Origin of the sequence: Falsirhodobacter sp. alg1, from assembly GCF_000739715.2 — a bacterium.
Taxonomy (GTDB): domain Bacteria; phylum Pseudomonadota; class Alphaproteobacteria; order Rhodobacterales; family Rhodobacteraceae; genus Falsirhodobacter.
The window spans coordinates 239,021-261,072 of record NZ_BBJC02000001.1 but is presented as its reverse complement, the minus strand read 5'-3'; the positions used below and the strand labels follow the sequence as shown (position 1 = coordinate 261,072).

Annotated in this window: 22 protein-coding genes; 4 read left to right on the top strand and 18 right to left on the bottom strand. The window is 60.7% G+C overall.

Annotation, left to right across the window (positions count from 1 at the left end; translation table 11 throughout):
• Positions 1 to 9 precede the first annotated feature (9 nt).
• The 16 genes from TR36_RS01240 to galE form a co-directional block, all read right to left on the bottom strand.
• Positions 10 to 1,260: a sarcosine oxidase subunit beta family protein gene (locus TR36_RS01240; RefSeq protein WP_062762150.1), complete on the bottom strand. Its 1,251-nt coding sequence runs from the start codon at positions 1,258 to 1,260 to the stop codon at positions 10 to 12.
• Positions 1,261 to 1,293: 33 nt separating this feature from the next.
• Positions 1,294 to 2,595, bottom strand: a complete 1,302-nt coding sequence (glnT, locus tag TR36_RS01235) for a type III glutamate--ammonia ligase (protein WP_045388281.1) — start codon at positions 2,593 to 2,595, stop codon at positions 1,294 to 1,296.
• Positions 2,596 to 2,642: 47 nt separating this feature from the next.
• Complete coding sequence (locus tag TR36_RS01230) at positions 2,643 to 3,971, bottom strand: FMN-binding glutamate synthase family protein (RefSeq protein ID WP_045388283.1); 1,329 nt, start codon at positions 3,969 to 3,971, stop codon at positions 2,643 to 2,645.
• Between the two features lie 11 nt (positions 3,972 to 3,982).
• On the bottom strand, positions 3,983 to 4,666 hold the full coding sequence (locus TR36_RS01225; RefSeq protein WP_045388285.1) for a GXGXG domain-containing protein: 684 nt from the start codon (positions 4,664 to 4,666) through the stop codon (positions 3,983 to 3,985).
• 1 nt (position 4,667) lies between these two features.
• Positions 4,668 to 5,555, bottom strand: coding sequence for a glutamine amidotransferase family protein (locus TR36_RS01220; RefSeq protein ID WP_045388287.1), 888 nt, complete (start codon positions 5,553 to 5,555; stop codon positions 4,668 to 4,670).
• 172 nt (positions 5,556 to 5,727) lie between these two features.
• Complete coding sequence (locus TR36_RS01215) at positions 5,728 to 6,372, bottom strand: XRE family transcriptional regulator (protein ID WP_045388289.1); 645 nt, start codon at positions 6,370 to 6,372, stop codon at positions 5,728 to 5,730.
• A 185-nt stretch (positions 6,373 to 6,557) separates the two neighbouring features.
• Positions 6,558 to 7,505, bottom strand: coding sequence for a 2-hydroxyacid dehydrogenase (locus TR36_RS01210; protein WP_052362476.1), 948 nt, complete (start codon positions 7,503 to 7,505; stop codon positions 6,558 to 6,560).
• Positions 7,506 to 7,517: 12 nt separating this feature from the next.
• Positions 7,518 to 8,444, bottom strand: coding sequence for a LysR substrate-binding domain-containing protein (locus TR36_RS01205; RefSeq protein WP_052362478.1), 927 nt, complete (start codon positions 8,442 to 8,444; stop codon positions 7,518 to 7,520).
• On the bottom strand, positions 8,444 to 9,070 hold the full coding sequence (locus tag TR36_RS01200; protein WP_062762148.1) for an aspartate/glutamate racemase family protein: 627 nt from the start codon (positions 9,068 to 9,070) through the stop codon (positions 8,444 to 8,446). Before TR36_RS01200 ends, TR36_RS01205 begins: the two co-directional genes overlap by 1 nt.
• On the bottom strand, positions 9,067 to 10,521 hold the full coding sequence (gene hydA, locus TR36_RS01195) for a dihydropyrimidinase (protein ID WP_062762145.1): 1,455 nt from the start codon (positions 10,519 to 10,521) through the stop codon (positions 9,067 to 9,069). The genes TR36_RS01200 and hydA overlap by 4 nt, the downstream gene beginning before the upstream one ends.
• A 3-nt stretch (positions 10,522 to 10,524) precedes the next feature.
• Entirely contained in the window at positions 10,525 to 11,448 is a 924-nt protein-coding gene (locus TR36_RS01190; protein ID WP_062762141.1) for an N-carbamoyl-D-amino-acid hydrolase, read from the bottom strand.
• A gap of 9 nt (positions 11,449 to 11,457) precedes the next feature.
• Positions 11,458 to 12,123, bottom strand: coding sequence for an amino acid ABC transporter permease (locus TR36_RS01185; protein WP_045388301.1), 666 nt, complete (start codon positions 12,121 to 12,123; stop codon positions 11,458 to 11,460).
• A gap of 1 nt (position 12,124) precedes the next feature.
• On the bottom strand, positions 12,125 to 12,796 hold the full coding sequence (locus TR36_RS01180) for an amino acid ABC transporter permease (RefSeq protein ID WP_045388303.1): 672 nt from the start codon (positions 12,794 to 12,796) through the stop codon (positions 12,125 to 12,127).
• A 5-nt stretch (positions 12,797 to 12,801) separates the two neighbouring features.
• Positions 12,802 to 13,536 (bottom strand): amino acid ABC transporter ATP-binding protein, encoded by a 735-nt coding sequence (locus TR36_RS01175; RefSeq protein ID WP_082714835.1) that lies wholly within the window; start codon positions 13,534 to 13,536, stop codon positions 12,802 to 12,804.
• 23 nt (positions 13,537 to 13,559) lie between these two features.
• Entirely contained in the window at positions 13,560 to 14,405 is an 846-nt protein-coding gene (locus tag TR36_RS01170; protein WP_082714805.1) for a transporter substrate-binding domain-containing protein, read from the bottom strand.
• Positions 14,406 to 14,743: 338 nt separating this feature from the next.
• A complete protein-coding gene (gene galE, locus TR36_RS01165; protein ID WP_045388309.1) occupies positions 14,744 to 15,730 on the bottom strand; it encodes a UDP-glucose 4-epimerase GalE in 987 nt (328 codons plus the stop codon).
• Between the two features lie 151 nt (positions 15,731 to 15,881).
• On the opposite strand from galE, the gene TR36_RS01160 reads away from it, so the two are divergent.
• Positions 15,882 to 16,661, top strand: coding sequence for a Stf0 family sulfotransferase (locus TR36_RS01160; protein WP_045388311.1), 780 nt, complete (start codon positions 15,882 to 15,884; stop codon positions 16,659 to 16,661).
• 3 nt (positions 16,662 to 16,664) lie between these two features.
• On the opposite strand, the gene TR36_RS01155 is transcribed toward TR36_RS01160, so the two are convergent.
• Both TR36_RS01155 and TR36_RS01150 read right to left on the bottom strand, forming a co-directional pair.
• Positions 16,665 to 17,348, bottom strand: a complete 684-nt coding sequence (locus TR36_RS01155; RefSeq protein WP_045388313.1) for an ABC transporter ATP-binding protein — start codon at positions 17,346 to 17,348, stop codon at positions 16,665 to 16,667.
• Positions 17,349 to 17,357: 9 nt separating this feature from the next.
• Complete coding sequence (locus TR36_RS01150) at positions 17,358 to 18,644, bottom strand: capsule biosynthesis protein (protein ID WP_237763493.1); 1,287 nt, start codon at positions 18,642 to 18,644, stop codon at positions 17,358 to 17,360.
• Between the two features lie 96 nt (positions 18,645 to 18,740).
• Between TR36_RS01150 and TR36_RS01145 the strand changes: the two genes are divergently transcribed.
• The 3 genes from TR36_RS01145 (at position 18,741) to TR36_RS16000 (ending at position 22,043) form a co-directional block, all read left to right on the top strand.
• Complete coding sequence (locus TR36_RS01145) at positions 18,741 to 19,553, top strand: ABC transporter permease (RefSeq protein ID WP_237763492.1); 813 nt, start codon at positions 18,741 to 18,743, stop codon at positions 19,551 to 19,553.
• Positions 19,543 to 20,463, top strand: coding sequence for a glycosyltransferase (locus tag TR36_RS01140; protein WP_067397885.1), 921 nt, complete (start codon positions 19,543 to 19,545; stop codon positions 20,461 to 20,463). The genes TR36_RS01145 and TR36_RS01140 overlap by 11 nt, the downstream gene beginning before the upstream one ends.
• 98 nt (positions 20,464 to 20,561) lie before the next feature.
• Complete coding sequence (locus tag TR36_RS16000; protein WP_062762135.1) at positions 20,562 to 22,043, top strand: DUF2793 domain-containing protein; 1,482 nt, start codon at positions 20,562 to 20,564, stop codon at positions 22,041 to 22,043.
• Positions 22,044 to 22,052: the final 9 nt, after the last annotated feature.

The window sequence follows — 22,052 nt, the reverse complement described above, 5'->3', positions numbered from 1 at the left end:
CTCTGTCTCTCAATGCAGGTTCGGTTGGGCACCCATGCCCTTTTCGTCGATGACATGGCCACGTGCGAACCGGTCCAGCCGGAAATGCCGGGCGGTTTCATGCGGGGTATCCGTGGCCAGAAGATGCGCAAAGGAATAGCCGCTGGCAGGCGTGGCCTTGAACCCGCCATAACACCAGCCTGCATTCAGATAGAGGCCTTCCACCGGCGTTCTGTCGATGATGGGGCTGCCATCCATCGACATATCCATGATCCCGCCCCAGACGCGCAGCAGGCGCGCACGGCCGATCATGGGCATCAGGGCCATTCCCCCTTCGATCACATCCTCGATCACCGGCATGTTGCCGCGTTGGGCATAGGAGTTGTAACCGTCGATATCCCCGCCGAACACCAGCCCCCCCTTGTCGGACTGGCTGACGTAGAAATGCCCGGCCCCGAAAGTTATGACGCCGGGTATAAGCGGCTTCAGCCCTTCGGACACAAACGCCTGCAGGACATGGCTTTCGATCGGCAGACGCAAACCGGCCTTTTCCATCACACGGCTGGTGGAACCGGCCACCGCCACACCCACCTTTGCCGCCGCGATATACCCGCGGGACGTCTCGACCCCGCGAATGCGCCCCTCCTCGATCCGGAAGCCCGTAACCTCGCAGTTCTGGATCAGGTCGACCCCGGCGCGGTCGGCACCCCGGGCATAGCCCCAGGCCACACCGTCATGGCGCGCCGTTCCCGCGCGGCGCTGCATCAGACCGCCCTTGATCGGAAAACGGGCATTGTCGAAATTCAGCCAGGGGCACATGTCCCGCACCCGGTCGCGGTCCAGCAACTCGGCATCGGCCCCGGAAAACAGCATCGCATTGCCGCGCCGGCGATAGGCATCGCGCTGTGCATCCGTATGGATCAGGTTCAGGATGCCGCGCTGGCTGACCATGGCGTTGAAGTTGAATTCCTGCTCCAACCCCTCCCACAGCTTCATCGAAAATTCATAGAAGGGCTGGTTACCCGGCAATCCGTAATTGGACCGGATGATCGTGGTGTTGCGCCCGATATTTCCCGAACCGAGCCAGCCCTTTTCCAATACGGCGATGCGCGCCTTGCGAAAGGTATTCGCCAGATAATAGGCCGTAGCCAGCCCATGCCCGCCGCCCCCCACGATCACATAGTCATAGGCAGGTTTCGGATCGGGGTTGCGCCATAGCGGCTGCCAGCCCTTATGGCCGGTCAGCGCCTCTTTGATTACACGAAAGCCGGAAAATCGCATTGGAATCTCGGGATATAAAGTTCGGGGACGCGATCAGACATCAAGCGTGGTATCACGCTCCCACTGGGTCAGATGGGCGGTATAGGAATTCCATTCCTGCATCTTCAGCTTGATAAAGGCGGCCGAAAAATCTGCGCCCAGGGCGGTCTTGAATTCCTTGTCGGCATCAAATGCGCGGATGGCATCCAGCAGGTTCAGCGGCAGCTTTGGCGCCCCTTCGACCTTATGCCCCTCGGCATACATGTCGATATCCCAGCGCTTGCCCGGATCGGCCTTTGATTTCAGGCCCGACAACCCTGCCGCGATGATGACCGCCTGTAGCAGATAGGGGTTTACCGCACCGTCGGGCAGGCGCAGCTCGAACCGGCCGGGGCCCGGCACGCGGACCATATGGGTGCGGTTGTTGCCCGTCCAGGTCACGCTATTGGGCGCCCATGTCGCGCCCGAATTGGTACGCGGCGCATTGATGCGTTTGTAGCTGTTGACGGTTGGGTTGGTAATCGCCGCCAGAGCCGAAGCATGCTTCATGATCCCGCCCAGGAAATGGCGACCGTCCTCGGACAAGCTCAATTCCTTTGCCGGATCGGAGAATGCGTTCTTTCCATCCTTGGTCCAGACGGAAATATGCGCGTGACAGCCATTTCCCGTCAGCCCCATGATCGGTTTGGGCATGAACGTCGCCCGCATCCCGTGCTTTTCGGCGATGGACCGGGTCATGAACTTGAAGAAGGAATGCTTGTCGGCAGTCGCAAGGGCGCTGTCGTATTTCCAGTTCATCTCGAACTGGCCGTTCGCGTCCTCATGATCGTTCTGATAGGCCTCCCAGCCCAGATCCAGCATATGATCGCAGATTTCCGCGATCACGTCATAGCGGCGCATGATGGCCTGCTGGTCATAGCAGGGCTTGGCCGCCGTATCGGCGGGGTCCGAAATTGCAGTGCCTTCGGGGGTCAGCAGGAAAAACTCCGGCTCCACACCTGTCTTGATCTCCAGCCCCATCTCGGCCGCTTCGGCCACCAGACGGTTCAGCACGTTGCGCGGGGCCTGCGCCAGAGGTTCGCCGCCCATCACGCAGTTGGATGCAACCCAGGCCACATCCTTTTTCCACGGCAGCTGGATGACAGAGCTGGCATCCGGCACCGCCAGCATATCGGGATGTGCCGGTGTCAGATCCAGATATGTCGCAAAACCGGCGAATCCCGCCCCATCCGCCTGCATGTCTGCGATGGCCTGCGTCGGAACCAGCTTGGCCCGTTGGCCCCCGAACAGGTCGGTATAGGAAATCATGAAATACTTGATACCCTTGGCTTGGGCAAAGGCGGCCAGATCGGTCATGGGACGGTTTCCTCAGGCAGGGAATTGGAAAGGGGCGGTAGGCACGTTCAAAGTCCGGACTTGCCGGGGATCCAGTCGGTTCCGGCCAATGGCACACCCGCCATTGCCGCAGCTTCGATCGTCAGGGCGCAAAGATCTTCGGGCTCCAGATTATGCACATGGCTTTTGCCGCAGGCCCGCGCGATCGTCTGGCATTCCAGGGTCAGCACCGCGAGATAGTTGCGCAGCCTGCGCCCCGCCTCTTCCGGGTCCAGACGGGCCATCAGTTCGGGATCCTGCGTGGTAATACCGGCAGGGTCACGACCTTCGTGCCAATCGTCATAGGCGCCGGCGGTGGTGCCCAGCTTCTGGTACTCTTCCTCCAGATGCGGGTCGTTATCGCCCAGGGCGACCAGCGCCGCCGTGCCGATGGCCACGGCATCTGCCCCCAAAGCCAGGGCTTTGGCCACATCTGCCCCTGTCCGGATACCACCCGAAACAATGAGCTGGACCTGACGGTGCATTCCCAGATCCTGCAACGCGCGCACTGCGGGGCGGATACAGGCAAGCGTGGGCTGGCCGACGTTTTCGATGAACACATCCTGCGTTGCAGCCGTGCCGCCCTGCATGCCGTCCAGAACCACGACATCTGCACCGGCCTTCACGGCCAAGGCGGTGTCGTAATAGGGGCGTGCGCCTCCGATCTTCACGTAGATCGGCTTTTCCCATCCCGTGATCTCGCGGATTTCGAGGATCTTGATCTCCAGATCATCCGGCCCTGTCCAGTCGGGGTGGCGGCAGGCAGACCGCTGGTCGATCCCCACCGGCAGATTGCGCATTCCGGCCACACGTTCGGTGATCTTCTGGCCCAGCAGCATACCGCCACCGCCCGGCTTGGCCCCCTGCCCGACCACGATCTCGATCGCATCGGCTCGGCGCAGATCATCCGGATTCATACCGTAACGCGAAGGCAGGTACTGATAGACCAGCGTTTCGGAATGGTTGCGTTCCTCGTTGGTCATGCCCCCATCCCCCGTGGTGGTGGAGGTGCCCATTGCCGTTGCCCCCCGGCCCAATGCCTCCTTGGCATTGGCCGACAGCGCGCCGAACGACATTCCGGCAATCGTGACCGGAATCTTCAGACGGATCGGCTTCTTGGCAAAGCGCGTTCCCAGCACCACCTCGGTGGAACATTTCTCGCGGTACCCTTCCAACGGATAGCGGCTCATCGAGGCGCCAAGGAACAGAAGGTCGTCGAAATGCGGTACCTTGCGCTTGGCGCCGCCACCGCGGATGTCGTAGATGCCGGTGGCGGCGGCGCGGCGGATTTCCGAGTTCGCCTCGTTGGAGAATGTCCAGGACTGGCGCGGAACTGTCTGGGGCGTTTTCTTATCCATGGGTCCGGTCCTTAATAGGCTGAGGCGTTGTCGACGTGGAAATGATAAAGCGTGCGGGCAGAGCCATAGCGCCGGAACTCTTCGGGTTTCGCATCCGCGCCGGCGCGGTCCAGCAGGTCGCGCAGGATTTCCAGATGTTCGGGGCGCATCTCTTTCTCGATGCAATCTGCACCAAGGCTTTTGACATTGCCGCGCACGAACAGCCGCGCCTCGTACAGACTGTCGCCCAAGGCATCACCGGCATCGCCAAGCACCACAAGATTGCCCGATTGGGCCATGAAGGCGGACATATGGCCGATGTTGCCATGCACCACGATGTCGATCCCCTTCATCGAGATGCCGCAGCGGGAAGAGGCGTTCCCCTTGATCACCAGCAGCCCGCCCTGCCCTGTCGCACCTGCGTACTGGCTGGCATCCCCCTCGATCACGACGGTTCCGGACATCATGTTTTCCGCCACCCCCGGCCCGGCGGACCCTGCGATGTGGATACTGGCCTGCTTGTTCATTCCACCGCAATAATAGCCGGTGGAGCCGCTGACGGTGACCTCGATCGGTGCATCAAGACCGACCGCGATGGCATGCGCCCCCTTTGGGTTCACGATGTTCCAGGCCGTCTGGTTGGTTTGGGCGGCCTGCGACTGAAGCATGGCATTCATGTCGCGCAACGGCGTGGTGGCAAGGTCGATGGTCTGCATCTCAACGCTCCCAGAAATAGACGGTTGCAGGCTCGGGCTCCCAGACGCGGGCCGTCTCGATGCCCGGCAGGTTGGCCAGCGCGCGGTATTCGCTGCCAAAGGCGACGTAGTCATCGGTTTCGGCCATGACGGCGGGCTTGCAGGCGATCGGGTCCCGCACCACACCAAAGCCGTTACGGGTGCCGACCACAAAGGTGAAAAATCCGTCCAGATCCTCCAATGTCCCTTCCAGCGCCTCCCCCAGGCCCGACCCTTCGGCCAGACGGGACGAAATATAGCAGGCGGCAATTTCAGTATCGTTCTGCGTGCGGGGGGCAAAACCCTTCTGTGTCAGCACGCGGCGCATCTGATTGTGGTTCGAGAGAGAGCCGTTATGCACCAGGCATTGATCCGCACCGGTTGAGAACGGATGCGCGCCAAGGGTGGTGACGGCGCTTTCGGTGGCCATGCGGGTGTGGCCGATGCCATGGCTGCCTGCCATCTCGCGCAGCCCGAAACGGGCCGCAACATCCTTGGGCAGGCCGATCTCCTTGAAGATCTCCATCGCGGTGCCGGAACCCATGATGCGCAGGCCACGGCTGTCCATGAAGGCGCGGGCGGCAGGTTCGGCCCCTTCGGGCAATGTGATGACGGCATGGGTATCGACAACCCGCACGGTGACCGGCTGGCCCAGAACGTCGCCCAAAGCCGCCTCCAGCCCGGCAAAATCGCTGTCGGGCGTATCTGACTGGATCGTCATCTTCAGGCCGTCAGCTTCGTCGCCATAGATTGCGATACCCGCGCTATCGGGCCCACGATCCGTCATGGTGATCAGCATGTCGGCTAGAAGGCCCCCCAACTGCGGGCGCAGCTCTTCTTTCTTCAGGAACAGACCAACAATGCCACACATTCCATTCTCCGTTAGCTTGGTTCTGCGTTAAGAACTTTACTAACAGGAATAAAAATTGACCTTCAATAAGTATGAGATCCTGTGGGGAATAAATCTTTCCTAGAAAGGCTTCGCCCGTATTTTAGGCACCCACGCCATAATTACGGGCGGAATCCGAACGGAAAACGCCCGTTCACTTCGATTGCGGATAGCAGATGATCGACAGATAGCGGGCCGGAAGCGTGGTCAGCACCTGCGGACCATGGGGTGAGTCTGCGTCGAACACGAGGCTGTCCCCCGGCTCCAGATCATAGATCTGGTCGGCGTGGCGATATCCTATCCGGCCTTCCAGCATATACAGCGTCTCTATCCCTTCGTGCTGGAACGTGGGAAAGCGGTCGCTATCCTCTGTCAGCACGATCATGTACGGCTCCACCACCACGCCGGAGTTGTTGGACCCGATATGGCCCAGCATGTGGTACTGATGGCCTGCACGGGTGCCTGCACGATCGATTTCCAGCGCGGTTCCGGCCTTCACATGCATGGCCCCGCGCGGCTCCTCATATCCGGAAAACAGCTGCACCAAAGGCACGCGCAGCGCATTCGCCAGAATCTGGATCGTGGTCAGCGAGGCGGAAATAACGCCGTTTTCAATCTTTGACAGCATTCCCACAGACAGGCCGGTCTGTGCCGCCAGATCGGCCCCCGTCATCCTTTGGCGCTGGCGCAGCTTGCGAACCTCATGCCCGATGGCGACCTCAAGGTTTTTCTCGCGTGCCTCCCGTACGGCATGCGGGTTCTGCGTCAATTGCACCGCGGCGGCAGGTGTCTGGGCCATTCGATTACTTCCGGTCTTGTTGCGTCGCATCATGCTGGATGATCGTTCCATCTTATGCCTGCTTGTTTTCCAAGGCCACGAAGGAATTGTCGCAGAACAGGGCAGAAGAGGCGCTTCATTCATACGTGTCATCGCCATGGCGGCTCCCTAAGGGCCGTGGCGATGATATGCGTTCAAGGGTCGGTTCACCCCGTGGTGCGCTGCGCCATTTCGGGAACGGGTGACACCAGTGGCGCCTTTGCGGTAAAGGCATCGATATTGCGCTTCAGCAGCGCCGCGCTCAGCTCCTGCACCTCCAGCGCCAGCCCCGCGACGTGTGGGGACAGCAGCACATCGGGACTGCGGCGCAGCTCTTCAGGAATATGGGGCTCATCCTCGAACACATCGAGGGCGGCACCGGCAATGCGCCCGGAATGCAGCGCCTCTATCAGCGCCTCCGTTTTCACCACGGAACCGCGACCCACATTGACCACGTAACCATCGGGGCCCAACGCGGCCAGAACAGCTTCGTTGACCGCGTGATGGGTTTCCGGCCCGCCCGGCACGGTCAGAACCAGCACATCCACCTGCGCGGCAAGGGTTTCCAGATCCGACACGAAGGCCCAGTTCGGCGTATCCTTGGCGGTCCGGCTGCAATAGCTGACGGGCATGCCGAAGGCTTCGGCCAGCTGCGCCACCCGGCGACCGACACCGCCCATTCCGAAAATGCCGATCCGTTTACCCGAAACCATCGGCGTCGGCCCCATGGCCCCACGCCATTGACCGGCACGCGTCGTTTCATCGTATCTGGCCAGCTTGCGCATCAGCCCGATGATCATGCCGATCGTATGCTCGGCCACCGCAACGGCATTGGTGCCGGCCGCATGGGTCACATCGATATCGCGGGCAAAGGCCTCGTGGATCTGCACCTTTTCATATCCCGTGCCGACCGTACTGATCAGACCGAGGTTCGGCAAAAGATCCATCTCGGCCGCCGTCAGACCGACCGTTCCATTCGTGACCACCACACGGATTTTCGCCAGTATCTCGGGCGGCAGCGCATCCAGCCCTTTGGACCCGTCATGTACCGTGAAGTACTGGCCAAGGGCGGCCTGATAAACGGGGCCTTCAACGCGGAGCAAAATATCAGTCATCAACACTTCTTTCTATGCGCCATCCAACAGACGCTCGGCAAAACAGGCGCGTAATTGCGCGATGAAACGATGCATGAGGCCGGTATGCGGCACACCCTTGCGGGTAAACAGCACGGCCCGCACCTCACACAGCGGCAGGAAGGGGCGTTCGACCAGTGTTGGCCCATGCATGCAGGCAGAATACGGGTCCACGACGGTTGCGCCCAACCGCCGCCCCGCAAGGACGGTTGCCGTCTCGCAGTACCGCACCTCGACCCGCGGGGAATATTGGAAACCTGTCTGGTCAAAGGCGGCGCGCACCAGTTGGCCGATATTGGATTCCTGCGTCAGGCCCACCAGCGGCGTCCCCTCCAGATCTTCGGGGGTGATCTGGGCACGACCTGCCAACGGGCCATCCGCGGGAACGAGGGCAACCATATGGGCGCGCTGCAAGATATCCATATTCACAGTATCGAACCGGTCCTGCGTCAGCGCAAGGCCGATATCCGCCATTCCGGTCTGCACAGCCTCGATCACCGTTTCCAGACGGCCGATATCGAAATTGATGGAAACATCGGGACCGTCCCGCAACAGCCGCTCCAACGCCATCGGGGCCATCGTCTGCCCCAATGGCGGGGTAGAGATGATGCGCAGCCGACCGGCCAACCCCAGCTTCATGTCGCGCGCACGCATGGAAAATCCGCGCATCAATCCGAAGATCGGGCGGATTTCCTCATAAAGTTCACGCGCTTCGGCGGTTGGCGTCAGCCTGCGCGCCGTACGTTCGAACAGCTGTATCCCCAACTGCGATTCCAGCTGGCGCAATCCGGCAGATACGGCGGGCTGCGAGATCTTCAGGACATCCGCCGTTTCGACCGTAGTGGCGCACCGCATCATCGTCGCGAATATTTCCAGCATCCGCAGCGACATATCGGGAAGCGTGGTGGAGCGCGGCGGCATCAGGCAAGCACCGCGCCAAGCGCCATGACGGCAGCGGCCTGCGCCGGATCGATCACCGGTACACCCAGCCGCTCCTCCAGCAGCCGGCGACGCGGGGCGAAACCGGCACAGCCCAGCACAATGGCACCCGCCCCCATGGAAACCAGCGTGGCACCGGCCTCCAGCGTTTCCTCCAACACCACAGGCGAAGTGCCCGCCTCCAGAGCGGATGCACCCGACAGCGCAACTTCGCCCGCCAACCGGTCCAGAACGCCCATCTGCCGCATCCGCACCGTATGCCGGGGGACGGACCGGGGTGACAGCGCGATGATTCCGAACCTGTCGGCCCGTGCCATCGCCGTCAGGATACCGCACTCCTGAATGCCGAAGGCCGTCCGCCCCGCAGCACGCAGCAAGTCCAGCCCCGGGTCGGAGAAACAGGCGGTGATGATCGCGCGCGCCCGTGGATACTCCGCAGCAACCTCCAGAACCCGCAGGCCGGATCTTGCCACATCCTCGGCCGTGGATATCGTGGCGGGGCTATCGGGAATGCTGATGCAATGAAAATGCGGGCCGTAGGGCACAAGCGCTGCGGCCAATCCGTCCGTTACCGCCTGATCCGAATTCGGGTTGATCACCAGTATCATGGCGCGATCCTTGTGCCGAAATTATGTGCGGGGTCCAGTTCCTTGGCCAGATAGCCGGGTTTTCCCGTCAGATCGACTGTGGCACGGGGCACGAAACGCCCCTGCCCTTCGGCCGCACGCAGGGTGCCATGTTCCACGATGATATTGCCGCGGTTCAGAACGATCTCGGGAACGCCCGTCAGCTCCATCCCCTCGAACGGGGTGAAATCCATATTGTCGTGCTGGTCCGCCAACGTCACTTTGCGCGTCACATCGGGATTCCAGATCGCGATATCCGCATCCATTCCCGGCGCCAAAGAGCCTTTGGCTGTCATTCCGAAGGTCTGCGCCGCATTGGTTGCCGAAAGCGCCACGAACTGCTTCAGGCTGATCCGGCCCGCAACCACGCCTTCAGAGAACAAATACGGCAGGCGTGCGGCAATGCCGGGCATCCCGTTGGCGATCTTGGGGTATGGGGCATCCGGTCCTGCGGTGAATTTTCCAGATGCATCGTAACGGTACGGGGCATGGTCCGAGGATACGCTTTCAAACGTGCCCGATTGCACGTGACGCCACAGCGCCTGCTGCGTTTCCCTGTCGCGAAGCGGTGGAGAACACATGAACTTTGCCCCCTCCATCCCCGGTCGGTCTAGATCGTCGCGGGTCAGCGCCAGATATTGCGGGCAGGTTTCGGCGAACAGCTTTACCCCGTCCAGTTTGGCGCGCTGCACCAGTGCGGCCCCGCCCGCCGTGGACACATGGACAATGAACAGCGGCGCATCGACCAGTTTGGCAAGCGATATGGCACGGTTGATCGCCTCCTCCTCGGCCAGCTCGGGGCGGCTGATGGCATGGTACCGGGGTGCGGTCAGGCCCTTGGCCGCCAGACGGCGGTTCATCCATTTGACCATCTCGTTGTTTTCGGCATGTACCATCGTGATCGCGCCATGCGCCTTGGCCACGGTCAGGATATCCAGCATCCCCCCGTCCCCGAGGTTCATCAGATCATAGGTCATGAACACCTTGAACGAGGTGATCCCCCGTTTGAACGCGCGCGGCAGCTCATCGTTCAGCACGGCCTCGGTCGGGTCGGAAATGATCAGATGGTAGCTGTAATCGATAACCGACCGCCTTGACCGTTCATCATAGGTGGCCAGCACATCATCCACCGACTGGCCACGATGCTGGCCTGCGAAGGGGATGAAGCTGGAATTTCCGCCGAACGCCGCCGAAACGGACCCGGTATAGTAATCGTCGGCCGTCATCACCCCCGAGGAACTTTCCTGCGCGATATGGGCATGCGCCTCAATGCCGCCAGGCATCACAAGGCGCCCACCGGCATCGATGCGCCTGTCTCCACCGGAAATGGTTTCGGCAATGGCCGCGATGCGCCCGTCCTTGATGCCGATATCGCCGCGAAACACATCACTGGCGGTTACAAGGGTGCCGGAATGGATAACGGTATCGAACATGGGTTACACTTCCACCTTGACGCCGGTCTGGGCGGTGATGCGCCCGTAATGCTCGATACGGCGATGGGCTTCGAAATTGAAGACCGTTCGCTTACCGAACGCGCATTTGTCGAAATCGCATTCGGCCACGATCAGTTCGTCCCCCTCACCCGTGGCGCGGGCAATGACGAAACCGTCACTGTCCACGATGATGGAGCCTGCGAACATATGGTTTCCATCCTCCATTCCGCATTTGGCCACCGCCACCGCAAAGGTGGAGTTCTGGTAGGCCCCCGCGCATACCGACAGTTCGTGGTGGTAAACGCGTTTCTCGATGCCTTCGTTCTTTGACAGGTTGTTCTGGCTGGGGGTGTTATAGCCGATGGTCACCAGCTCCACGCCCTGCAACCCCAGACAACGCCACGCTTCGGGCCAGCGCCGGTCATTGCAGATTGCCATCCCCATGACGACACCTTGGTTACGCACCACGTTGAACCCGGTGTCCCCCGCCAGAAAATAGCGCTTTTCCAGATGCTGGTGGCTGCGTTCTGGTTCGAATTCGGCATGGCCCGGCAGGTGCGTCTTACGGTAGGTGGAAACAATCTCCCCCTCGGGGGATACAAGGATGGAAGTATTGAAATGCTCTCCCTCGGGGGTCAGCTCGCAATATCCGAAGGTGAAACCCATGCCGAACCCGCGCGCCATATCGAATAGCGGCTGCGTGGCGGCATTCGGCATTTCCGTTTCGAACCAGTGATCGAATTCGGCACGATCCTCGACATAGAAACGCGGGAAGAAGGTGGTCAGCGTCATCTCGGGATAGACCAGAAATTCCACCCCCTGCGCATGGGCCTGTTCCATCAGGGCCATCATCCGCGCCACAACCGCCTCACGCGGCTCATCCCTTTGGATGCCGCCGATTTGCGCCCCGCCAACGATCATTTTCATGGGATATCCTTAGATGCTGAGTTTGCGCTGGAAGCGGCTGACAAGGCGAACACAGGGCCACAGAAGCACCAGATAGATCGCCGCAGCCAGAACCAGCGGAGAGGAATTATAGGTGACGGATCGGGCCATGTTGGCCTGATAGAGAAGCTCGGCCAAGGATACGACCGAGGCGAGGGATGTCAGCTTCACCACCTCGATCGTATTGGACAGAAGATCGGGCAGCACATTCCGCACGGCCTGCGGAATGATCACATGCACCAGCGTCTGCGGCATCGACAGGCCGGTGGCCCGCGCCGCCTCCCATTGGCCGGATGGCAGGGATTGCAGGCCCGCGCGATAGACCTCGGCGTAATAGGCGGAATTGTTCAGCAGGAACGCTACCGCCACTGCGGTGAACGCTGGCATCTGCACCCCTGCGAACGGCATGCCGGAATAGATGAAGATAAGCAGCACAAGGGGCGGCAAAGCCCGCATCAGATCGATCAGCGCCATCGTCGGCCAGCGCAACCAGCGCCGCGGACTGGTGGCCGCCAGCGCCAGAAACAGCCCGCCGATCAGCCCGAGACCGATGACGACGGCACAGAGCTTCAACGTCATCACCAGCCCCTGCATCAGCAGGGGCAGTGCCTGACGCATGATATCGAGGTTGAAGAACATATCGGCGATGTTGGACATGCTACACCCTCCAGCTGAAGCGGCGTTCCAGCCAGCGGGCCAATACCACCGCCGGCAGAAAGATCGCCAGATAGGCAAGCGCCGCCATCGTCAGCGGGGTGGCCGAACCCGACATCGCCTGCGCCGAGGAGGAGACGGCGAGGATTTCCTTGACCCCGATGACCGAGCCGAGCGCTGTCATCTTGGTGATTGCCAGCGCGCGGTTCACCAATGACGGAATGCCCATCCGTACCGCCTGCGGCAGCGCCACATGAATGAGCGTCTGGAAGAACGACAGGCCCGTGGCGCGTCCCGCCTCCCATTGCCCGCGGGTCAGGGCAGTCAACCCGGCCCAGAAGATCTCTTCGGCAAAGGCGGCGAGAACGGCCGTCAGGACGATGAACAGCACCAATGGCCCGGAGAGGGTGAGGCCAAGGCCCGGCAATCCGAAATAGAAAATCAGGATCAGCACCAGCGGCGGCAAAGCCCGCATGACGTCGGCAAAGATCACGATCGGCAGCGTCAGCCACCAGCATTGTGCCGTCCGCAGGCACGCAAGGACCAGGCCCAGCCCGATCCCCGCCAGAATGATCACGAGGCCCAGCCACAGTGTTGTCATCATCGCGTACAGAACATCCGGCGCATAGCGGGCGAACACCTGTGGCGCGAAGAAAACCTCCAGAAACCGTTCCATGGCTGTTATTCGGCCCCCGTCACCCGCGACAGGAAGGCGCGTGTCCGATCCTGCTGCGGATTTCCGAACACTTGGTCCGGCGTGCCCTGTTCGACCACCACGCCACCATCCATGAAGACCACACGATCCGCAGCCTCGCGGGCAAAACCCATTTCATGGCTGACGACGACCATGGTCATTCCCTCGGCGTTCAGATCCTTCATCACCTTCAGGACCGATCCCACAAGTTCCGGATCCAGCGCCGAGGTCGGTTCATCAAAAAGCATGACCTTCGGGTCCAATGCCAGTGCGCGGGCAATCGCCACGCGTTGCTGCTGGCCACCCGACAATTCGGTGGGCATTGCCTTGGCCTTATGGGCCAGCCCGACGCGGCCCAGCATATCCATGGCGCGCGTCTCCGCCTCGGCCTTCGGGCGCTTCAGCGCCTTGGTCTGGGCCAGCATCACGTTCTTCAGGACCGTCATGTGCGGATAAAGATGAAAGCCCTGAAATACCATTCCCGTCTGCAGCCGCAGGCGGTTCAGATCCGCCGACAGCGCGTTCATGATATTGCGCCCGTCAATGAAGATGGAGCCTGACGTCGGCTCCTCCAACCGGTTGCAGCAGCGCAGCATCGTGGATTTGCCCGACCCCGACGGCCCGATCACAAAGACCAGCTCACCCCGGGCGACCTTCAGATCGATGCTGCGCAGCACCTGAACATCACCGAAGTTCTTTTCCAGTCCTGCAATTTCCAGCATCGGGGTCATGGCGATATCCGTTTTCAGAGGTCGCAGGTCACGTCATGCGCGGTGTCTTCATAGCCCGGGAAACCGGGAACACCGTATCCGGGCGTGGGGGTGACGATCGTGCTGCCCGCAGCCGGGGTGACGCCGAACCATTTTTCCGAGAGTTCGGCCAGGGATCCGTCCGATTTCAGGCATTCGATGGCGGCATCAATCCTGTTGCGGTTTTCGGCATCGTCCTTGCGGAAGGGCAAGGCCCAGACCAGCCCGGTATCGATCTCGGCGCCCAGTTCGAGGCGCGGATTCTTCTTGACTGCCCAAGCGGAGGTGGTCGATCCGGCAAGCGAGGCATAGGCGCGCCCGGTGATCACCGCCTCCACTGCATCGGTGGAGGTGCCGTAGGCAGTCACGGTCAGATCGTATTCGTCGGCCAGATCATTGAGGTAGCTTTCATAGGCCGACCCCTTGTTCACGGCCAGGGATTTGCCCCGGTAATCCTCGATCGAGGTGCCGGCGGGGGAATCTGCTAGTTGCACGAAGGTGAAATTGGTATCCATGAACCCTTCGGTGAACAGCATGTTCTCCGCCCGCTCGGCCGTGACGGTGGTAGGGGCAACAAGGAAATCATAGGTGCCGGCCTGCATCGCGGGGATCAGGCCCGAAAACTGTGCGGCGTCAATCTGTATGGTGGTGCCCAGACGTTCGGCAATCAGATTGGCAAGATCGACATTGAACCCTTCTACCCCGCCCGACAGGCTGGGCATGGCATGGGGCGCAAAAGTTCCGTCCAGGGCCACACGCAACCCGTCCTGGGCTGTTGCTGCGGTAGACAGAAGCGAGGAGCACCCAAGCGCGAGGGCGGCGGCCAGTATGCGTTTGGTCATGGAACTCTCCGGATCAGGGGAAGGAATGGATCAGCGGTGTCCCTAAGTGATGAGGGGATTCTATGTATAAAGACAGACTATAGTTTTTGTAGTTATAATCAGCCCAGTTATACAAAGGCGCATGTTTTTGAGGCATACAGAATTTTCATGCTGCTGCAGGGCCGATATAACTTAATGTTTATAATAAATATATTATAAGTATACAAAAAAATGCCAATGGGGCGCATTTTTCTGACTGCTTAATCGATATGCAAAAAACCGGCCGCAGGGCGGCCGGTTTTCAAATGCGGTATATGGGACCGGCCGTTCAGGCCTGTGCCATCAGATGCGCGGATCGATCATTTCGTGAATGCGGGTTTTTGTGCCCACCGCCATGCATCCCCGATCATATCGCGCAGGGTGGACCGGTCGGGTTGCCACCCCAGATCCCGGATCGCAGCCTCGGACCCCGAGACAAGAGTGACGGCATCCCCCGGCCGGCGATCCCCGTAGACGATCGGCACATCACGATTGGTCACGGCACGGGACGCCTCTATCACCTCGGTTACGGAAAATCCGTTGCCGGTGCCAAGGCAGAATACGCGGCTTTCCTTACCCTCGAGCAGCCATTTCAACCCGAGCACGTGGGCGTCGACCAGATCCATGACATGCACGTAATCCCGGACGCAGGTTCCGTCACGCGTGGGATAATCGGTACCAAACACGGTCAGCGCATCACGTTTTCCGGCCACGGCATCCAGCATCAAGGGAATAAGATGCGTCTCCGGCGTGTGCTGTTCACCCACCTCGGCATCCGGATCGGCACCCGCCACGTTGAAATAGCGGAAAATGACATGGTTCAGATCGTAAGCGGCCCCGAAGTTGCGGACCATTTCCTCGATCGCCAGCTTCGACCCGCCATAGGCGTTGATCGGGCGTTGCGGCGTTTCCTCGTTCAGCAGCACGCCATCCTGATCGCCATAGGTGGCACAGGTAGACGAAAACACGAAATTTCGGATGCCGGCTGCAACCGTGGCCTCCAGCAAATTCAGCGCACCATTCACGTTGACCCGCCAGTAATAGCCAGGATCCTTCATGGATTCGCCCACCAGTGACAGCGCTGCAAAATGCATGACGGCAACCGGCTGGTATTCTGCCAGAGCCGCATCGATATCGGCGCGGTTCATCAGATCCCCCTGCACCAGGGGGCCGTATTTCACCGCCTCAGCCCAGCCGGTGGTCAGATTGTCGAATGTGACCGGCGTAAATCCTGCCGCTGCCAGAACCTTGCAGGCATGCGCGCCGATATAGCCCGCGCCACCCGTTACAAGTACGTTTTTCGCCATTATATCAATATCCCACCTGCGTAACGCTGCGCGCCAACATTGCCTCTCTTTTCCTACAAGGGAAAGGAGAATGCTTGATGACAGCATCGAGAATTGACCTTGGCCCGGTCCGGACGCATAACACGCGATGTTGTAAACAAGGGGTCACGCCATGGATATTGTCAAATTCCTGTCTCAGGGCGGCGTGCACGAAAAAGAGATCCGTCGGCATTTCCGTGGTCGCGTCCAATACGAGGGCACCGGCCCCGTGTTCGACCATCCGCTGTATCTCATGGCCTTTTCCAACCGCAGCGGATCCAACCTTCTGGCGGAATATCTGCGTACCACCCCGCTGTTCTCCGGGTTTCACGAGCAGCTGAACCATACGACCGTTTGCAAGCAGGCCGAACGCTGGGGGGCTGAAACCTTTCCGGACCTGATCCGGCTGGGGACCGAGCATCTGAACGAAGGCAGGTTCATGCATGGCTACAAAGCCTCATGGGACCAGATCGTGATGCTGCACCGGTTCAACATTCCCGCGATGTACACGGGGGTGCGTGTGATCCATATCACGCGGGATGATCTGCTGGGGCAGGCCATTTCCTATCATATCGCCAGCCAGACCAAACGCTGGACGAGCGTGCAGAAAGGCGAGGAGATCGACCCCGTCTACGATACGCGCCAGATTGCCCATCTGATCACCTCCAGCCAGATGTCGGCCAATGCGATCCAGACGCTGTGCAGTGTCTTTGATATTCCGCGCCTGCATGTGACGTATGAAGAGGTGACACGACGCCCCCGCCGTGTGGTGATGCGCATCGGGAAATTCGCCGATGCCGATCTGACGGATTGGTCCCCCGGCAAGCCCAAGATCCAGCGTCAGGCAGACCGGCTGAACGATATATTCCGTACCCGGTTCATCGAGGATACGAAACAGGCGCTTCTGCGCTGATCCTCAATCGTCGTCCGGGATCGGCTCTCCATGAACGTTCATATTGCGTTCGTGGTGGGCAATCGCCTCGTCCAGATCCTCGTAATAGGTAAGCTGCCCGTTTTCCAGCACCGCGGCGGCCGAACAGATCCGGCGCACCATACCCATCGAATGGCTGACCATGATCGCGGCCGAATGCTCCAGCCGGGCCGTCAGATAGGCACTGCTTTTGGCCTTGAAGGATGCATCGCCGACCGAGGTGACCTCGTCGATCAGATATGTCTCGAACGGTATCCCCATAGAAACGCCAAAGGCCAGACGGGACCGCATGCCCGAAGAATAAGTGCGGAACGGCAGGTGGAAATGCTTGCCCAGTTCGGCGAACTCTTCCACAAAGGCGATCAGCGCATTCGTATCCACACCATAGATGCGCGCCACGAACCGTGTGTTCTGCGCGCCTGTCAACTCCGGGTGGAACGACCCCGCAAAGCCCACAGGCCAGGAGATTGTCCCCGTGGAAAGGATCCGGCCCGCAGAGGGTTCTACCGTGCCGGCAATCATCTTCAACAGGGTGGTCTTTCCGGCCCCGTTCCGCCCCAGCAGGGCCACGGCCGTACGGGACGGGAAAGTCGCATTCAGGTTGTCGGCCACCGTCTTGCGCTGGCCATACAGATAGAACGTCTTCGTCAGATTTTCTAACCTGATCATGGTACCCGCCTAGCGGCGATCTTTGAGGCTGTATCCGACCAGAACGGCGACGGCCCACAGCAATGTCAGGAACAGGGCAATCAGGATGACCGTGGAGGTCCGCTTGGGAAACTGCGATTGCTCTGCCAATGTGGGGGTGACATGCGCTGCCAGATAGCGGCTTTGCCGCCCCGCCTCGGCGCGGGCTGCGTTGAAGGCCGCGAGCGCCGCCGTATAGCTCTGCTCGGCGAATTCACGGTCTACCGTCAGACGTTCGAAATCCCCAACGACGTTGGCAAAGGCATCATCGTTGCCATCCGTCGCAGATCCCATGCCAAGCTTGCTGCGCTCTTCTTCGATACGCTGCTGGATCACGCTGATCTTGAGTTCGCCTTGGGAAATGCGGATATCATCGGGGCGGGTCGTCTGGCGCAGCATGTCCAGTTCGACCATGGCGGTTGCCAATTGGGACTGCAGGCTGCCCACAATGCCCATCTGACCCGCGGTATCAAGCGTCGGATCCACGATCTGGTTCTTGTTCCGGAATTCGGTGATCGCCGCGCGCGCCTCGCGCAGGCTTTCCACCGCGTCATCCAGATCCTCCCGGGCGTAGCGGATCGCATCTTCACGCGCAATGTCGGACAGCTGGTTGATGACCCGCGTACCTTCGGCAAAGATGGCGTCCGTTATCTTCTTTGCATCGTCGGCGTCGAAGGCCAGGGCACGGATATCAATGATCCCTGTGCTGGAGTCGAACACGATCTGGACCATGTCACCCCAGTATTTCGTCAGATCCTCGATCGTGCCGGGCGCATCGTAACTGAAGACCGGATCATTTTTCGCCTTGGACCAGATTGCCCGCAGGTCGATGTCGTCATCGATGCGCGCGACCAGATTCTGGCTCTGGAAAAACGCGTAGAGAACCTCGCTGTCCGAGGAGGAGGAGGAGGAGACACCGGTCAGCGCCGCCAACCCGCCCAGCATGTCGGTGGAGCTTTGCGTTTCACTGCGCACAGCGAACGAGACGTAGGAGGCAAACTGGTTCGATGCCACACCCCACATATAAACCGATGTGCCGATAACCGGGGCCAGAACCATGAACACGAAGCTGACCAGGGCCAGAACATGCCGGCGCAGAAACCGGCTTTCTTTTACCGTAGGGGCGACGTGGTAATGATGCTGCGGTGCCTTCGGCGCGGCCTTTCCGGCATTTGCAACCTTACGCAAACGGCGGGCACGTTGCTTCTCGGCAGCGTCCTGAGGCTCGGCCTTCGCTTCGCTTTGCGCCGTAGTGGACAATGGGTCGGAATTGCTCAAGCGACCTCCGCAGAACCGGATTGAATATTCTCTCGCCCTCCTACATAACCTACAATCTCTTTTCCAGTGCTGACGAGAGCGAGAGACCGGATGGCCATGGCCGACAAGACGGAAGAGGCCATGCTGCGCCCTGTGCAGAAGCAGCGGCGTTTTGCGATGCTCCGCTCCATCACCGCGCTGGTCATGCGCGAGATGGCGACGACCTACGGGCGTTCGCCGGGCGGGTACATATGGGCCATTCTTGAACCTATTGCCGCAATCAGCATGCTGACGATCGTATTCGGCGTCATGCTGCGGCACCCGCCGCTGGGATCGAACTTTGCCATATTCTATGCAACCGGCATGTTGCCGATGACCATGTATACCGGGCTTGTCGGTCGGGTGCAGGGTGCGATCAATTTTTCTCGTCCCCTTCTCACCTACCCCAGCGTGACCTTTGTCGATGCAATCGCGGCACGGTTCCTTCTGGCCCTGATGACGACGCTGCTTGTGGCATTCATCGTCTTTTCCGGCATACGCACCGTATTCGACACGCGGACGGTCGTTGATTTTCAAGCGGTGGCAATCGGATATTCGATGGGCGCGGCCCTTGCGCTGGGTATCGGCACCATGAACTGCGTTCTCGTCTCGTTCATTCCGCTGTGGGACAGGCTGTGGGGCATTCTGACTGTTCCGCAGATGCTGCTGTCCGGCGTGTTCTATACCTTTGATTCCCTGCCCAATCATGTGAAGGCATGGCTCTGGTACAATCCGCTGGTCCATGTGGTCGGACAGGTACGTTCCGGCTTCTACCCCTATTACAACGCGGATTACGTAAGCCCGCTCTATGTATATGGCGTGGCGATCGTGCCCCTGTGTCTGGGCATCGTGTTCCTGCGCCGTTGGCACCGGTTCATTCTTGCGCGGTAACGGACTGCCCCCTGTCACGGTGCTGCTGGCAACCTTTGACGGGGCCCGGCATCTGCGGCCCCAGCTCGACTCTATCGCAGCGCAACGCGGCGTCGATTGGGCATTGCGGGTCAGCGATGATGGCTCCTCGGACGGGACGATGGATATCCTGGCGGCATTTGCCGACGAACATGCGGATCGGGACATCCGCATCGTCACGGGCCCGAAACGCGGTGTGGCCCGCAATTTCCTGTCGATGATCGCAGCACCCGACCTGCCCCCCGCCCCAGTGGCACTGAGCGATCAGGATGATGTCTGGATGCCGGACCGTCTTGCCCGCGCCCTGTCAGCGCCCGGCTTCCCCATGCTCTATGGCAGTGCGACGATGGTCTGCGATGAACATCTGGAGAACGGGCGCCTGTCCCGTCCTGCCCCCCCTGCTACGGGCTTCGCGCGGGCGCTGGCCCAGAATGTCATTGCCGGCAATACGATGGTCCTGTCCGTCGCGGCCTGCCAGCTGCTGCGCCGGGCAATGCCGCAGGGCGATATCCCCTTTCATGACTGGTGGATCTACCAGATCATCACCGGCGCCGGACAGCGCGTGCATATCGATGCGGAGCCGGGACTGTATTACCGTCAGCATGGTCGGAACACATTGGGCGATCCGCGCGGCGCGCGGGCGATGCTGAGCCGTCTGCACAAGGCCTTTGACGGAGATTACGGGAAGTGGCTGGCGCAGAACACCGCAGCACTGACAGAGGCCAAGGATCTGTTGACCCCGGAAAACCGTGCGCTGCTGGCAGCCTTCGGCCGTGATCTGGGGCGTGCGGGGCCAGCGCGGATTCTGCGGATGAAGAAAAGCGGCATCCACCGCGAATCGCTGACAGGAACAATCGCGCTGTATGCAGTTGCAGGATTAGGGCGGATTTAGGGCGTTGCGCGCAAGGCCCGCACGGCGCACGGACCGGAGGGGGCTGATCAACCTTTGAGGCATAAGCGTCGGGAAAATGCCCAACAAGGATTGCCCCGATGTCCGACACCTCGCTTATTCTGGATCTGCCTTATATTCAGGCCGCACAGGCGCAGAAGCATGTGACCCATAACGAAGCCCTGCGCCTTCTGGATGTGATCGTGCAACTGTCGGTCAAGGACCGGACCCGCACGACCGCGCCCGAGGCACCGGATACCGGCGACAGGCATATCGTGGCGGCAAAGGCATCGGGCATATGGGCCGGACAGGATGGCAAGGTGGCCTTCTACGACGGCACGGGATGGAGCTTTGTGGTGCCGAAGGCCGGATGGCAGGCTTCGGTGCTGGAAGAGCAGCAGACCGTCATCCATGACGGGTCCGCGTGGCGCGACCCGCAAGCCCGCACGCTTGGAATCAACACCTCGGCCGATGCGGTCAATAGGTTGGCCGTGTCCGCACCGGCATCCATTTTCACCCACGAGGGCGCAGGCCATCAGATAAAGGTGAACAAGGCCGGAACCGCCAATACGGCCAGCCTGCTGTTTCAATCCAATTACTCGGGCCGGGCCGAAATGGGGTTGGCAGGGGATGACCGTTTTTCGGTCAAGGTCAGTGCAAACGGCAATACCTTCTATCAGGCGCTGACAGTGGATTCGGATACGGGGGCTGTCACCTTTCCGGGCGGTGCCGCATTTCCCGATGGAAGCACAGCCAAACCGGGGCTGCGGTTTTCGGCGGATGACGACACGGGCCTGCTACGGGCCGGTACGGACCAGATCGGATTCGTGACAGGGGGGACGCAGCGCGCCTCTCTGTCCAAAACGACATTGAAGCTGGATCTGCCGCTGACGGGTACCGCGGTGACACAATCCACCAGTGATGCAACCGCCGGGCGCGTGACCCGTGTGGGTGATTTCGGGCTGGGCGGACAGACCGAGAGCCGGAGCGCCGATGCCACCGCCACCACAGGTTTTGCCCATGCCACCAGCGGCACACGGCCCGACAGCGCCGATTGGCATCTGGTGCATCTGAGCCATTCGGCCAGTGGATCGGCGGCCCAGATCGGCCTGCGGGACGGCGCGGATGCCGATGCGCCTGCCCTTGCCCTGCGCCACCGCGGCGCCACGGGCACCTGGGCCGGGTGGAGCACCCTATATGGATCGCGCAACCTGCTGGGAACCGTGGCGCAATCCTCCGGTGTGCCGACCGGCAGCGCGATGGAGCGCGGCAGCAACGCCAATGGCGATTATGTCCGGTTTGCGGATGGGACCCAGATCTGCACACGCATCTGCTCCGTCAATGTGGCAACCACGGCGGTACAGAGCTTTGCCACCGCAATGCCCTTTGTATCGGGGGTGGTTTCGGCATCGGTATCCCATGTTTCCTCTGCGCCGCATAACCAGCTGTTGACGGCGAATATCTCTGTTCAGGGATGCGCGGGATCCGCGTTTTTCCTGCGGTTGGTCAGCAGCGGCACCTCTGCCAATGCAAGCGCGGATTCGGAAAAAGTGGTGATGCAGGCCATAGGGCGGTGGTTCTGATCCGCCATG